This is a genomic window from Chthonobacter rhizosphaerae, assembly GCF_013839525.1.
Lineage (GTDB): Bacteria > Pseudomonadota > Alphaproteobacteria > Rhizobiales > Pleomorphomonadaceae > Chthonobacter > Chthonobacter rhizosphaerae.
This window is the reverse complement of the sequence record NZ_JACDIS010000009.1, coordinates 132,654-145,538: the sequence shown is the minus strand read 5'-3', so window position 1 is coordinate 145,538 and position 12,885 is coordinate 132,654. Positions and strand designations below refer to the sequence as shown.

Sequence of the window (12,885 nt, the reverse complement as noted above, 5' to 3'; positions counted from 1 at the left end):
GCGGCGGGCGCTCTTCCTCTCAGGACCGGTTCATCACGAAGTCGGCGCAGCGGTCGCCGAGCATCATGGCCGGGGCGTTCGTGTTGCCGGCGTTGATGTTCGGCACGGCGGACATGTCGCAGACGCGCAGCCGGGCGACGCCGCGCACGCGCATGCGGGCGTCGAGCACGGCCAGGGGGTCGCCGTCGGCGCCCATGCGGCAGGTGCCCGCCGGGTGGTAGTTGGTCTTCACGAACCGCTTGCAGTGGGCGGCGAGCGCCTCGTCGGAGAGGTCCATCGGGCTCGGGATCGCCACGCGCTTCACCCGCTCCTTGAGGGGCGACGTCTCGAAGGCTTTCACGAAGAAGCGCTGGCCGGCGATCATCGCGGCCATGTCCTCCGGCTCGCGGAGAAGGTTCGGCGAGACGAGCGGCATGGCGGCCGGGTCCGCCGACCGCAGCCGGACGGTGCCGCGCGACTTCGGCTTCACCACCACGGTGGTCACCGTCAGGCCGTGGGCGTCGTCCACCAGGGTGCGGGTGTCGCGATCGAGGTAGACGATCGGCACGCAGAAGGCCTGGATGGACGGCACGCCGTCCGGATCCTCCGGGTTCACGAAGGCGCCGGCCTCGACGCCCGCGGAGGTGATCGGCCCGGTGCCGAAGAGCTTGAAGTGGATGCCGTTCCTCAGCATCCGCCAACCCACGCCCTGCTGGTAGTAGCCGTAGGGCCCGTTGGCGAGCGCGATGATCGGCACCTCCGGATGGTCGATCAGGTTGCCGCCGACGCCCGGGCTCTCGACGAGAACCGGAAGCCCGTGGTCGCGCAGGTGATCGGCCGGCCCGATGCCGGAGAGCATCAGGAGCTTGGGGCTGACCAGCGCGCCCGCCGCCACCACGATCTCGCCCTTTGCATAGGCGATCCGCTCCTCGCCGCCGTTCACCCGGTAGGCCACGCCGACCGCCTCGCCGCGCTCGATGACGATCCGCTGCACCTCGGACTGCAGGCGGACGGTGAGCCGCGGGTCGCCCTCCAGGGGCGCCAGATAGGCGTAGGCCGCGCTGGAGCGCCGGCCGCGCCGGTTCATGAACTGGTAGAAGCCCACGCCCCGCTGGGTGGGGCCGTTGAAGTCGTGGTTGTAGGGCTCGCCGAGCGCCTGGACCGCCTGGACGAACCAGCGCGAGAAGTCATCGATATAGCCCGGGTCGGATACGTGGAGCGGTCCGTCCGTGCCGTGGCGCTCGTCGTTCAGGCGGTTGTTGCCCTCCATGCCGCGAAAGTGCTTCAGCACCGCCTTCCAGCTCCAGTCGGCGCCGTCGTTGTTGCCGCGCAGGATCTCGTCCCACTCGTCGTAGTCGGACGGCCGGCCGCGCATGTAGACCTGCGCGTTCACGCTCGAGCCGCCGCCGAGCACGTTCGCCTGCGGGATGTCGTGCGCACGGCCGCCCAGATGCTCCTGCGGCACCGTGGTGTGGTAGCGCATGTACTTGGAGCCGTTGATCATCTTGAAGATGCCGGGCGGCATGTCGAGAAGCGGATGCCGGTGCGAATGCCCCGCCTCCAGGAGCAGCACACGGGCGCCGCCGTCCTTCACCAGCCGCGCGGCCGCCACCGAACCGGCCGATCCGCCGCCCACCACGATGTGGTCGAACTCCTCCCGCGCCATGCGCCGGGCCTCCCATGCTTGTGTCTTGTTGGTCCGGCCGTTCCCCGCCGGTCGGTCTTCGCCGATCCTCGTCGCCGATCAGTCCTCGCCGATCAGTCCTCGAACGTGCCGCGCACGTATTCCCAGGCCGCGTTCAGGTGGGACGTCAGCGCCTTCTCGGCGGCGTCGGGATCGCGTTCCACGATCGCGTCGAAAATGGCCTTGTGGCTCAGGTAGTTGATGCGGTTGCGCTCGGGCGAGCGGGGCATCTGCTGCCAGTGGCTCGCCAGCCACGACGTGAAGGCCTTGTGCACCGCCGGGAAGATCGGGTTGCGCGGCACCCGGTAGAGCACCGCGTGGAAGGCGACGTCGGTGGCGTAGAATCGCTGCGAATCCGGGATCGCCTCCTGGTTGGCCTCCAGGGCGTCGCGCAGGGCCGCGATGTCGTCCTTGCGGGCGGACAGGGCCGCCGTCCGGGCCAGCGCGGCCTCCAGGTAGATGCGCGTGTCGTAGAGGTTCTTCACGCCGCCCGGCTGCTTCAGAAGGTGCGTCACCACCCCGCCGACGGCGCTCAGGGCCGCGTCGTATCCCGGCCGCCGGACGACCGGCCGATAGCGCGGCCGGCTTTCCACGAGGCCCCGGCTCGCCAGACGGGCGATCGCCTCGCGCACCACCGTGCGGCTGGTGCCGAACTCGGCCATCAGGTCCCGCTCGGCCGGCAGATGCGCCCCATCGGCGAGGTCGCCGGAGGCGATGCGGGCCTCCAGGGCGCCGACCAGCTGGTCGGCGGCCCGTCCGGAAGCGGCTTCGGCAAGATCGATGAAGGGTGTGTCGAGGGGCGCCATGGATTTCTTGGTCGAACCAAACTCGAGCGAGTGTTGCTGAACCAGTTCGGAAAATCAAGCCGACCTGCCTGCGTGCACCCTGCGCGGCTGAGATGGCAGTCCCTGGATATATGAAAAGGGGATTGACTCGCGGTCCGATCAGATCTTCACTCACGCACCTTGTTTGGTACGACCAAACTGTTCAGCCGCAGCATCTCGGGAGGAGGCTTCGTGCTCCAGGACCTCGCCACCGCGCTCACCGACCGGTCCGTGATGCGGGCCCGCATGCTCATCGGCGGCGAATGGACCGGGGGCGGCAGCTCCGGGGAGATCGAGGTCGAGAACCCGGCGACCGAGGCCATCATCGCCACCATTCCGGACGGCACGGCCGCCGACGCGGAAGCGGCGCTCGCTGCCGCCAGGGCCGCGCAGCCCGCCTGGGCCGCGCTCCCGGCCTATGAGCGCGGCAAGGCGGTGGATGCCCTCGCGGATGCCATCGACGAGAACGCCGACCTTCTCGCCCGCCTCGTGGTCGCCGAGCAGGGCAAGCCGATCGGCCAAGCGCGCGGCGAGATCGCCGCCACCGAGACCTTCCTGCGCTATGCCGCCGAGAGCGCCCGCCGCATCGAGGGCGACATTCTCCCCTCCGACTCGCCCGACGAGGAGGTCTGGATCCGCCGGGTGCCGCACGGCGTGGTGGTCGGGCTCACCGCCTGGAACTACCCGGCCGCGCTCACCACCCGCAAGCTCGGCCCGGCCCTCGTCGCCGGCAACACCTTCGTGCTCAAGGCCCACGAGTTCACGCCCCTGTCGGGCCTCGCCATCGCGGCCCTCGCCGAGACGGTCGGCATCCCGAAGGGCGTGGTGAACGTGGTCACGGGCGCCGGCCGCACGGTCGGCCAGGCCCTCGTGGAGAGCCCGTCGTCGGACCTCGTCACCATGACCGGCAGCACCCGCGCGGGCCGGGAGATCTACGCGGCCGGCGCCCCGCAGATCAAGGTCCTGCGCCTGGAACTCGGCGGCAAGGCTCCCTTCATCGTGCTCGACGACGCGGACATCGACCGCGCCGTGGACGCGGCGATCACGGCGCGCTTCACCAACTGCGGGCAGATCTGCACCTGCAACGAGCGCATGTATCTGCACCGGGCGATCGCCGACGAATTCCTCGACAAGTTCGTCGCCAAGGCGCGGGCGCTGCGCATCGCCGACCCGCTGACCGACCCGGACATGGGGCCGAAGATCAGCGCCCCGGAGGTGGACAAGGTCGCCGCCATCGTGGACGCCAGCGTCGCGGCCGGGGCCGAGATCCTGCTCCCAGGCGGGCCGCTGAGAGACGGCGAGCACGCCAAGGGCCACTGGTACGCCCCGACGGTGCTCCTCGCCAGGGACAACGGGCTGCCGGCCATGCAGCAGGAGATCTTCGGCCCGGTCGTGCCGGCGATGGTGGTGGACGATTTCGAGGAAGCGCTCCGCCATGCCAACGACAGCGCCTTCGGGCTCTCCGCCTACGTTTGGTCGTCGAGCCTCAAGCGGCTGATGCGCACCGTGGAGGGGCTCCACTTCGGCGAGATCTACTTCAACCGCACCTGCGGCGAACTCGTGCAGGGCTTCCACACCGGCTGGCGCCAGTCGGGCCTCGGCGGCGAGGACGGCAAGTACGGCCTCGACGGCTATTTCCGCCGAAAGACCATGTACGTGAACTGGGGCTGACGGCCGCCGGCCGCGCCCCCTCCCTCTTCGACCACGAAAGTCCCGAGCGTCCGCATCCCATGTCCAGCCCGGCCCAGACCCCGTCCGACAGCAGCTCCGGATCCGCCATCCGGGACGTCCGCGCCCGGCTCTTCCGCGTGCCGCTGGACGAGGTGCTCTCCGACGCCAAGCACGGCGACCACACCCATTTCGAGCTGGTCACCGTCACGATCCGCACCGCGGACGGACGCGAGGGCACCGGCTACACCTACACCGGCGGCAAGGGCGGCCGAGCCATCCTGGCCATGGTGGAGGACGACCTGACGCCCTTCCTCCTCGGCCGCGACGCCGGCGACGTGGAAGCCATCGCCGAGGGCCTGTGGTGGCATATCCACTATGTGGGGCGGGGCGGCATCGCGGCCTTCGCCATGTCGGCCGTGGACATCGCCCTCTGGGACATCCGCTGCCGGACGGCGGGCCAGCCGCTCTGGCGCATGGCGGGCGGCGCCGGCAGGACCACGAAGGCCTACCGGGGCGGCGTCGACCTCAACTTCTCCCGCGAGCGGCTGGTGGAGAGCGTCAGGGCGCACGTGGCCCGCGGCTTCAACGCCGTCAAGATCAAGGTCGGGCGGCCGGACCTTGACGACGACGTCGCCCGGGTCGCGGCCGTCCGCGAGGCGATCGGGCCCGACGTCGGGTTCGCGGTGGACGCCAACTACGGCCTCTCGGTCGAGCAGGCGATCGAGGCCGCCCGCGCCTTTCAGCCGTTCGACCTCCTCTGGTTCGAGGAGCCGACCGAGCCGGAGGACTGGTTCGGCACCGCGCGCATCGCCGCCGAGACCGGGATGCCGCTGGCGTCAGGCGAGAACTTCCACACCCACCACGAATTCCGGATGGCTCTCGACCATGCGGGGCTGAGCTTCATCCAGCCGGACGCCTCCAACTGCGGCGGCATCACCGGCTGGCTGCGCGCCGCCCGCATGGCGAAGGAGAAGGGCATCCCGGCCTGCAGCCACGGCATGCAGGAGTTGCACGTCAGCCTCGTCTCCGCCCAGGAGAACGCCGGCTGGCTGGAGGTCCACAGCTTCCCGATCGACCGCTACACCCGCCGCCCGCTCGTGATGGAGGACGGACTCGCCGTCGCGCCGGACGAGCCCGGCACGGGCGTCGTGTTCGACTGGGACAAGCTGGAAGATGCGGATCCGGCGTCCCGCGCCTGAGGAGGACGGGAGACGTCGGATCCGAAACAGAACCTCGTCCGGCACAAGTGTCCGGGCGGAGTGGATCGAGGGAGATCACGGCCGGATCGTCCGGACGGCGGCACGAGGAGCCTGAAATACGAACGGCAAAGCCCGTTCTGCCAGTGATTGACCTTGATGGTGTTTGCCGCACTCTTTGAAGCAAGGGCGCCGGGAGGAGAATGGCGCTCAAACAAGGGAGGAGTACGATGCCCATGCTTACCCGTCGCGTGGTCCTGATGGCGACCGCCGCCCTGGCGGTCGGCCTTTCCGCCGCCTATGCCCAGGGCCTGCCGCCGCTGGAGAAGAAGGACACCTACAAGGTCGGCTTCGCGCAGACCGAGTCCAACAACCCCTGGCGCATCGCCCAGACCGAGAGCATGAAGGCCGAGGCGGAGAAGCTCGGCTACCAGCTCGTCTATACCGACGCCGCCGGCTCGGCCGCCAAGCAGGTCGCCGACGTCAACTCCATGATCGCCCAGGGCGTCGACATCATCTTTCTCGCCCCGCGCGAGGAGAAGCCGCTGATCCCGGCCGTGATGGCCGCCAAGAAGGCCGGCATCCCGGTCATCCTGCTCGACCGCAACGTGGACCAGTCGCTCGCCAAGGCCGGCGAGGACTACGTCACCTTCATCGGCTCCGACTTCATCGACGAGGGCAAGCGCATCGCCGAGTTCCTGATGAAGGAGAAGCCGGAGGGCGCCAAGATCATCCAGTTGGAGGGCACCACCGGCTCGTCGCCGGCCAACGACCGCAAGAAGGGCTTCGACGACACCATCGCGTCGAACCCGGCCTTCCAGGTCGTCGCCTCCCAGTCCGGCGACTTCGCCCGCGACAAGGGCCGCCAGGTGGCCGAGGCCCTGCTGCAGGCCCATCCGGACGCGGACGTGATCTACGCCCACAACGACGAGATGGCCATGGGGGCGATCGCCGCCCTGGAGGCCGCCGGCAAGACGCCCGGCAAGGACGTGATGGTGCTCTCCATCGACGGCGGCAAGGAAGCCGTGCAGGCGGTGGTCGACGGCAAGATCGCCGCGGTGGTGGAGTGCAACCCGCGCTTCGGGCCCAAGGCCTTCGAGACCATGCAGCGCTACGTCAACGGCGAGACGATCGAGCCGTGGGTGAAGAACATCGACGCGTTCTACGACAAGTCAAACGCGGCCGAGGAAGTGGCCAACGCCTACTGATCCGGCCCGCGCGTGATCGGCCGGCCGGCGGGCAACCGCCGGCCGGCCCGTTCGCATGACAAGCCCCTCGCAGAGACCGGAGGCAAGCCGATGGCCCTCGTCGCCATGCATGGCATCCGAAAGGCGTTCAATGCCGTGCCGGCGCTCGTCGACGCGTCGCTGGAGATCGAACCCGGCGAGGTGATGGCGCTCGTCGGCCAGAACGGCGCCGGCAAGTCGACCATGATCAAGATCCTCACCGGCGCCTACCGCCGCGACGAGGGCACGCTGACGTTCGACGGCCGGCCGGTGGACTTCCCCAATCCGGGCGCCGCCCAGGACGCCGGCATCAGCACCATCTACCAGGAGATCAACCTCGTCCCGCACCGATCGGTGGCGGAGAACGTCTTCCTCGGTCGCGAGCCCACCCGGCTCGGCTTCATCGACTGGCGCCGGATGAACCGCGAGGCGGAGGCGGCGCTCGCCCGGTTCAACGTGTCGGTGGACGTGCAGGCGCCGCTCTCCACCTTCAATGCCGCGACCCGCCAGATGGTGGCCATCGCCCGCGCGGTCAGCCGCAAGGCGCGCCTCGTGGTCATGGACGAGTCCACCTCCTCGCTCGACGAGCGCGAGGTGGCGACGCTGTTCGACACGATCCGCACCCTGAAGCGCGACGGCGTCTCCGTCCTCTTCGTCAGCCACCGGCTGGACGAGCTCTACGCCGTCTGCGACCGGGTGACGATCATGCGCGACGGCGCCACAATCGGCGTCCATCCCATGTCGGCCATCACCAAGATGGACCTCGTCACCGCCATGCTGGGCCGGGCCCTCGCCGCCGCCGAGCACCGCCTGCACGACGCCCCGCCCCACAAGGCCGGCGCCCCCATCGTGGAGGCGGCGGGCCTCGCCCGCGGCCGGCGCCTGCGCGACGTGGATCTTGCCGTCCACTCCGGCGAGGTGGTCGCGCTCGCCGGCCTCCTCGGCTCCGGCCGGACGGAGACCGCCCGCGTGCTCTTCGGCGCGGACCGGCCCGAGGCCGGTTCGCTGAAGCTCGACGGCCGCGACGTCGCCTTCGGCGAGCCCTCGGAGGCGATCGAGGCGGGCTTCGGCTTCCTCAGCGAGGACCGCAAGATCGAGGGCATCATCCCGGACATGAGCGTCGCCGAGAACCTGACGCTCGCCCTTATGCCCCGCCTCGCCAAGGCCGGCGTGATCGACCGGGCCGCCCAGCGCGAGGTGGTGAACCGCTTCATCCGGCGGCTCGGCATCAAGCTCGCCTCACCGGACCAGAAGATCCGCGAACTCTCGGGCGGTAACCAGCAGAAGGTGCTGCTCGCCCGCTGGCTCGCCATGAACCCCCGCCTCCTGATCGTGGACGAGCCGACGCGAGGCATCGACGTGGGCGCCAAGGCCGACGTGCTCACCATGATCCGCGAGCTCGCCGGCGCCGGCCTCGGCGTCGTGATGGTGTCGTCCGAGCTGGAGGAGATCATCAGCCTCGCCGACCGGGTGACGGTGCTGTCCGACGGCCGGTCGGTGCGCGACCTGCACGCCGGCGAGATCGACGAGACCTCCATCATGGCCGCCATGGCGTCCGACGTCCCCACCACCGGAGCGCCCCATGGCTGACACGTCCGTCCAGGTCCACCGCCCTGCCGAGGCCGCGCCCCGCCGCGCCTCCATGGCCGAGGCCGTCCGGCGCTACGGCGTGCTGGTCGCCCTCGTCCTCCTGATCCTGTTCAACGCCGCGTTCACGCCGAACTTCCTGTCCTGGCAGACGGTGAACGTGAACCTCACCCAGGTCTGCGCCATCGTGATCGTCGGCGTCGGGATGACGCTGGTGATCGCGGCCGGCGGCATCGACCTGTCGGTCGGCTCGCTGATGGCCATCTCCGGCACGCTCGCCCCGCTGATCTTCATGGGCAAGCTCTTCCCGGTCTCGCCCGGTCTCGGCCTCGCCCTCGCCTTCACGGTGCCGATCGTGGCGGCGGCGCTCCTCGGCCTCTTCAACGGCTGGCTGGTGACGCGCTTCCGCATCCAGCCGATCGTCGCCACCCTGGTGCTCTTCATCGCGGGGCGCGGCATCGCCCAGGTGATGACGAACGGCAACCTCCAGGTCTTCAAGGAACCCACGTTCCAGTTCATCGGCCTCGGCCGCGTCCTCGGCGTGCCCGTCCAGGTGATCCTGATGGCGATCATCGTGGCGGTCGCCGGCTATGCGCTGACGCGCACCGTCTTCGGTCGCCAGCTGCTGGCGGTCGGCGGCAACCCGCGCGCGGCGCGCCTCTCGGGCATCGCGTCGAAGAGCATCTCGCGCTGGGTCTACGCCATCTCGGGCGCGCTCGCCGGCCTCGCCGGCCTGATCGTGGTCGCGCGCAACGGCGCGGCGGACGCCAACCTCGTCGGTCTCGGCATGGAGCTCGACGCCATCGCGGCGGTCGCCGTCGGCGGCACCCTCCTCACCGGCGGACGGGCCTCGGTGATCGGCACGCTGCTCGGCGCGCTCGTCATTCAGCTCGTCCGCTACACGCTCCTCGCCAACGGCGTGCCGGACGCCGCCGCCCTGGTGGTGAAGGCCGGCCTCATCATCCTCGCCGTCTGGATCCAGCAGCGCGCCAAGGGAAGCTCCTGAGCCATGACCGCCGTCGCCCCCGCCCCCGCTCGCCGCACCCTTCGCAACCCGCGCGCCATGGCGCGCTGGGGCGTGGTCCTGGCGCTCGTCGCGCTGATCCTGTTCGGGTGGGCGCGCTACGACAATTTTCTCAGCGAATACAACATCCTGAGCTTCCTCCGCTACAACTCGATGTTCGCCCTCATCGCGCTCGGGATGTGCTTCGTCATCATCACCGGCGGCATCGACCTTTCCGTTGGCGGCGTCGCGGCCCTCGGCAGCGTGGTGGCGGCCTACGCGTCCGGCTATGGCCTCGCGGCCGGCGTGGCGGCCGGCACGGGAGCCGGGCTCCTCGCCGGGCTGATCAACGGCCTCGTGGTCACGCGCCTGAAGATCGCGCCCTTCATCGCCACCCTGGCGATGATGCTGGCGGCCTACGGCACCGCCCTCCTCCTGGCCGGCAACCAGTCGGTCTCGGTGTCCTGGGACACCGCCTTCATCACCTTCGGCCAGAACGACTTCCTCGGATTTCCCATCCCGGCCTGGGTGATGCTGGCGGCCTTCGTGATCGGCTGGGTCGTCCTGGAACACCGGCCGATCGGCCGGCGCATCCTGGCCGTCGGCGGCAGCGAGGACGCCTCGCGGCTGATGGGCCTGTCGGTGGAGACGATCCTCACCGGGGTCTACATGGCGTCCGGCGCGCTCGCGGGTCTGGCGGGCGTGATCCTCGCCGCCCAGTTCGGCGCGGGCCAGCCGACCGAGGGCGTCGGCTGGGAGCTGTTCGCCATCGCGTCCGTGGTGGTGGGCGGCACGCTCCTCACCGGCGGCGTCGGCTCGGTGGCGGCCACGTTCGCGGGCGCCATGCTGCTGGCGCTCCTGTTCAACGTTCTGAACTTCGAGAACGGCAAGGGCTGGATCTCGCTGTCCGCCTACTGGCAGAGCGTCATCCGCGGCGCCTTCCTGCTCCTCTTCGTGCTGATCCAGGCCCGGATCGCCACGGGCGAAGAGGACGACTGACGCCGGCCGTCAGCCTCGCGAGGCCTGCCGCGCATGCTCGCGCGGCAGCGCCCACCAGGGCACGCCCGGCGACAGGTGGTGCTCGTGGTGATAGCCGAAGTGGAAGCACGTCAGCAGCGACACCAGCCAGTGGTAGTCGCTGGTGCGGGCTTTGTGATCGTCGGCGAACGCCGTCTCCTCGTGCCGGTGCGGCAGGTAGGTGCCGAAATAGAAGAGCTGCAGCGACGAGCCCAGCGCCGGCGCCCCGTAGAAGAGCACGATGTTCACGACCGACGCGCCGAGCGCCAGGGCGTAGATCGCCACCACGGTGCAGACGAACAGGACCGAGCCGAACCCGAAATAGCGGGTGAAGAAGGTCCGGTACCAGGGCCAGAAGGCTTCCGGATCGTCGACGAAGAAGTCCGGGTCCTCCGCCGTGCCGGGCGCGCGATGGTGGGCCATGTGCGCCCGCAGCACCTTCCGCCAGCTGAAGCCGGCGTAGAGGAAGAGGATCAGTCCCCCGATCACCGCGTTGAGGCGGGGCCGGTAGGGCGCGAGCGACCCGTGCATGGCGTCGTGCGCGATGATGAACACGCCGACCGACAGCCAGCACTGCGTCAGCATGACGAGCGGGACGATCGGCGCCGTCTCCCACGTCACCGGCAGGACGAACACGCCGACCACGTGGAGCGACAGCCACGCCCCGACCACCAGCGCGCAGAGGGAAAGGCCGATCGCCCCCTGGAAGGGATGGACCGTCCGGGTCGACCGGCGCGTCGCGCCGACGCTCGGCCCGACGCTGTCGGATATGGTCTGACTGCTATCCATGAAGGGTCATCTAGGGTGGCGCCGCCGCTTCGGAAGTCCCGAATGAAGCGCCGCCCCGCCCCGAGGTTCCGGCGCAGGCGCCGCCCCGCTCACCAGGCCGTCGCGGACAGGGCCGCCGCATAGCCGTCCGACGGCCGGACCTCGCCGCACCGTTCGCCGGCCCAGTTCCGGATCTGCGGCCGGACCAGCGCCCGCATCCGCTCGCCCACAGGATCTCCACCGTCGATCCCCAGGATGTCCACAAGAAGCGCCGCCACCGCGACCTCCGAGGCGCGCGCCGCGCCGTCGTCGATCTTGATCGCGACGCCGAGCCCCGTCTCCGGCAGCGCGGCGGTGAACACGCCCTCCGCGCCCGTCTTCACAAAGGCCCGCGCGCCGAGGATCTCCATGGCCCGGGTGCAGAACCGGCCCGTGCCGGCCACCTGGAACGGCTCCGCCGCCGCCGCCGCGCGCAGCCGGTCGCACGCCGCCTTCCGGGTGGCGGACAGTCCCGTGCCGGTGACGAACCGCGCGAAGCCGTGGGCGATCGCCTTCAGCGGCACCGCGAACGTCGGGATCGAGCAGCCGTCCGTCCCGGACAGATCCGCCGCGTGGGGCGCGCCGGTCATGGCCTCGCCGGCGGCGATCACCTCCCGCATCAGCGGATGATCGGCCTTCACGTAGCCCTTCGGATCCACCCCCATGGCGACGGCGGCGCAGAGGAAGCCGGAGTGCTTTCCCGAGCAGTTGTTGTGGACGCGCCCCGCCGGCGCGCCCATGCGGTGCAGGGTCGCCTGATCCTTCGGGCTCGACGGCCACTGGGCCCCGCATTCCAGACAGCCCTCGTTCAGGCCGGCGGCCGCCAGCATGGACCGCGCGGTGTCCACGTGCCGCCGCTCGCCGTTGTGGGAGGAGAGGGCGAGCGCCAGCTCGGACGCCCCGAAGCTGAACCGGTCGGCGGCGCCCGTCTCGATCAGCGGCAGGGCCTGGAAGGCCTTCACGGCCGAGCGCGGGAACACCGGGCTGTCGATGTCGCCGACCGAGAACACCACCCGCCCGTCGCCGTCCACCACCGCGACCGCGCCGGTGTGGCGGCTCTCCACGAGGTCGCCTCGGGTGACTTCGGCAAGGACGGGATTGGACATCATGGGGCTCCGGATCGCCGTGAACGCAGGGAGCGGTCGCGATAGCAGACGGAGGAGGGCGGGGGAAGGGACGACGCCCTGCCCCGTCGGTCGCTCACCGGGCGCCGAGCACCTCGCCCGCCATCCCGGCGGCGTCCTCGGAAAGGAGGAAGCTCACCAGCCGCGCGGCGGCGTCCACCCGTCCGGCGACGCGCGCCGCGGACGACCGGGGCGGGTCCGGCGGCGGGGCGACCACCGCGTTGACCCGGATTCCTGCCTCGGCGAGTTCCGCCGCGAGCCCCCGCACGAGGCCGGCCAAGGCATCCCGCACCGCCCGGGCGACGGCGCTCTCGGCCGCATCCGCCGGCGGCAGCACGATCACGATGGCGCCGCCCTCGTCCATGCCGTCGCTGGCGAGCCGGATCAGCGTCGCGGCGCCGACCAGCGCCCCGGTCAGCCGGGCGGGCAGGTCGGCGGGATCGGTGGCGAGCAGCGGCTCGCCGTCCGGCGCGTCCACCACCACGACGAGGCCGGACGCCGGGCCGAACCGTTCGTCCACGGCCTCCAGCACCTCGGCGGTCTCGTCGACGTCCGACGGGTCGAGCGCGAACAGGAGGGCGACGCCCGGGTCGTAGTCCGGCTCCAGGGCGGCGATCCGGCGGGGGTCGTGGTCGAGGATGGCCACCAGGTGATCGAGGTCGAGCAGCCGGTCCACCACGGCCCGGCCGACCGCGCCAGCCCCGCCCATCACGATGGTGACCCGCTCCATGCCGATGCCCTCCCCGCGGCGGTCAGGTCGGCCGCGG

Annotated in this window: 11 protein-coding genes; 6 read left to right on the top strand and 5 right to left on the bottom strand. The window is 70.7% G+C overall.

Going from position 1 to position 12,885, the window contains the following annotated elements; translation table 11 throughout:
• Positions 1–19: 19 nt before the first annotated feature.
• Both HND91_RS16640 and HND91_RS16635 read right to left on the bottom strand, forming a co-directional pair.
• Entirely contained in the window at positions 20–1,645 is a 1,626-nt protein-coding gene (locus HND91_RS16640) for a GMC family oxidoreductase (protein WP_181707726.1), read from the bottom strand.
• Between the two features lie 92 nt (positions 1,646–1,737).
• Positions 1,738–2,469 carry an FCD domain-containing protein gene (locus HND91_RS16635; RefSeq protein WP_181707725.1) on the bottom strand — a complete coding sequence of 244 codons (732 nt, stop codon included), beginning with the start codon at positions 2,467–2,469 and terminating at the stop codon, positions 1,738–1,740.
• A 210-nt stretch (positions 2,470–2,679) separates the two neighbouring features.
• Here HND91_RS16635 and HND91_RS16630 point away from each other — a divergent pair, with 210 nt between their 5' ends.
• The 6 genes from HND91_RS16630 to HND91_RS16605 all read left to right on the top strand — a co-directional run bounded on the left by HND91_RS16630 (position 2,680) and on the right by HND91_RS16605 (position 10,169).
• Positions 2,680–4,158 carry an aldehyde dehydrogenase family protein gene (locus tag HND91_RS16630; protein ID WP_343057371.1) on the top strand — a complete coding sequence of 493 codons (1,479 nt, stop codon included), beginning with the start codon at positions 2,680–2,682 and terminating at the stop codon, positions 4,156–4,158.
• Between the two features lie 59 nt (positions 4,159–4,217).
• Positions 4,218–5,357 carry a mandelate racemase/muconate lactonizing enzyme family protein gene (locus tag HND91_RS16625; RefSeq protein ID WP_181707724.1) on the top strand — a complete coding sequence of 380 codons (1,140 nt, stop codon included), beginning with the start codon at positions 4,218–4,220 and terminating at the stop codon, positions 5,355–5,357.
• A gap of 227 nt (positions 5,358–5,584) precedes the next feature.
• Positions 5,585–6,562, top strand: a complete 978-nt coding sequence (locus HND91_RS16620) for an ABC transporter substrate-binding protein (protein ID WP_181707723.1) — start codon at positions 5,585–5,587, stop codon at positions 6,560–6,562.
• Positions 6,563–6,652: 90 nt separating this feature from the next.
• Positions 6,653–8,170: a sugar ABC transporter ATP-binding protein gene (locus HND91_RS16615; protein ID WP_181707722.1), complete on the top strand. Its 1,518-nt coding sequence runs from the start codon at positions 6,653–6,655 to the stop codon at positions 8,168–8,170.
• A 52-nt stretch (positions 8,171–8,222) separates the two neighbouring features.
• Entirely contained in the window at positions 8,223–9,173 is a 951-nt protein-coding gene (locus tag HND91_RS16610) for an ABC transporter permease (protein WP_246329538.1), read from the top strand.
• A gap of 3 nt (positions 9,174–9,176) precedes the next feature.
• Positions 9,177–10,169: an ABC transporter permease gene (locus HND91_RS16605; RefSeq protein WP_181707720.1), complete on the top strand. Its 993-nt coding sequence runs from the start codon at positions 9,177–9,179 to the stop codon at positions 10,167–10,169.
• Positions 10,170–10,178: 9 nt separating this feature from the next.
• On the opposite strand, the gene HND91_RS16600 is transcribed toward HND91_RS16605, so the two are convergent.
• From HND91_RS16600 to HND91_RS16590, 3 genes are all read right to left on the bottom strand, one after another.
• Positions 10,179–10,976: a fatty acid desaturase gene (locus HND91_RS16600; protein ID WP_181707719.1), complete on the bottom strand. Its 798-nt coding sequence runs from the start codon at positions 10,974–10,976 to the stop codon at positions 10,179–10,181.
• Between the two features lie 89 nt (positions 10,977–11,065).
• Positions 11,066–12,100 (bottom strand): asparaginase, encoded by a 1,035-nt coding sequence (locus HND91_RS16595; protein ID WP_181707718.1) that lies wholly within the window; start codon positions 12,098–12,100, stop codon positions 11,066–11,068.
• 94 nt (positions 12,101–12,194) lie between these two features.
• Positions 12,195–12,848: an SDR family oxidoreductase gene (locus HND91_RS16590; RefSeq protein WP_181707717.1), complete on the bottom strand. Its 654-nt coding sequence runs from the start codon at positions 12,846–12,848 to the stop codon at positions 12,195–12,197.
• Positions 12,849–12,885 lie beyond the last annotated feature (37 nt).

What these genes read in the sequence shown, in the direction of transcription:
- HND91_RS16640 (WP_181707726.1), bottom strand. Translation starts at nt 1,645, where the DNA reads ATGGCGCGGGAGGAGTTCGACCACATCGTGGTGGGCGGCGGATCGGCC.
- HND91_RS16635 (WP_181707725.1), bottom strand. Translation starts at nt 2,469, where the DNA reads ATGGCGCCCCTCGACACACCCTTCATCGATCTTGCCGAAGCCGCTTCC.
- HND91_RS16625 (WP_181707724.1), top strand. Translation starts at nt 4,218, where the DNA reads ATGTCCAGCCCGGCCCAGACCCCGTCCGACAGCAGCTCCGGATCCGCC.
- HND91_RS16620 (WP_181707723.1), top strand. Translation starts at nt 5,585, where the DNA reads ATGCCCATGCTTACCCGTCGCGTGGTCCTGATGGCGACCGCCGCCCTG.
- HND91_RS16615 (WP_181707722.1), top strand. Translation starts at nt 6,653, where the DNA reads ATGGCCCTCGTCGCCATGCATGGCATCCGAAAGGCGTTCAATGCCGTG.
- HND91_RS16610 (WP_246329538.1), top strand. Translation starts at nt 8,223, where the DNA reads ATGGCCGAGGCCGTCCGGCGCTACGGCGTGCTGGTCGCCCTCGTCCTC.
- HND91_RS16605 (WP_181707720.1), top strand. Translation starts at nt 9,177, where the DNA reads ATGACCGCCGTCGCCCCCGCCCCCGCTCGCCGCACCCTTCGCAACCCG.
- HND91_RS16600 (WP_181707719.1), bottom strand. Translation starts at nt 10,976, where the DNA reads ATGGATAGCAGTCAGACCATATCCGACAGCGTCGGGCCGAGCGTCGGC.
- HND91_RS16595 (WP_181707718.1), bottom strand. Translation starts at nt 12,100, where the DNA reads ATGTCCAATCCCGTCCTTGCCGAAGTCACCCGAGGCGACCTCGTGGAG.
- HND91_RS16590 (WP_181707717.1), bottom strand. Translation starts at nt 12,848, where the DNA reads ATGGAGCGGGTCACCATCGTGATGGGCGGGGCTGGCGCGGTCGGCCGG.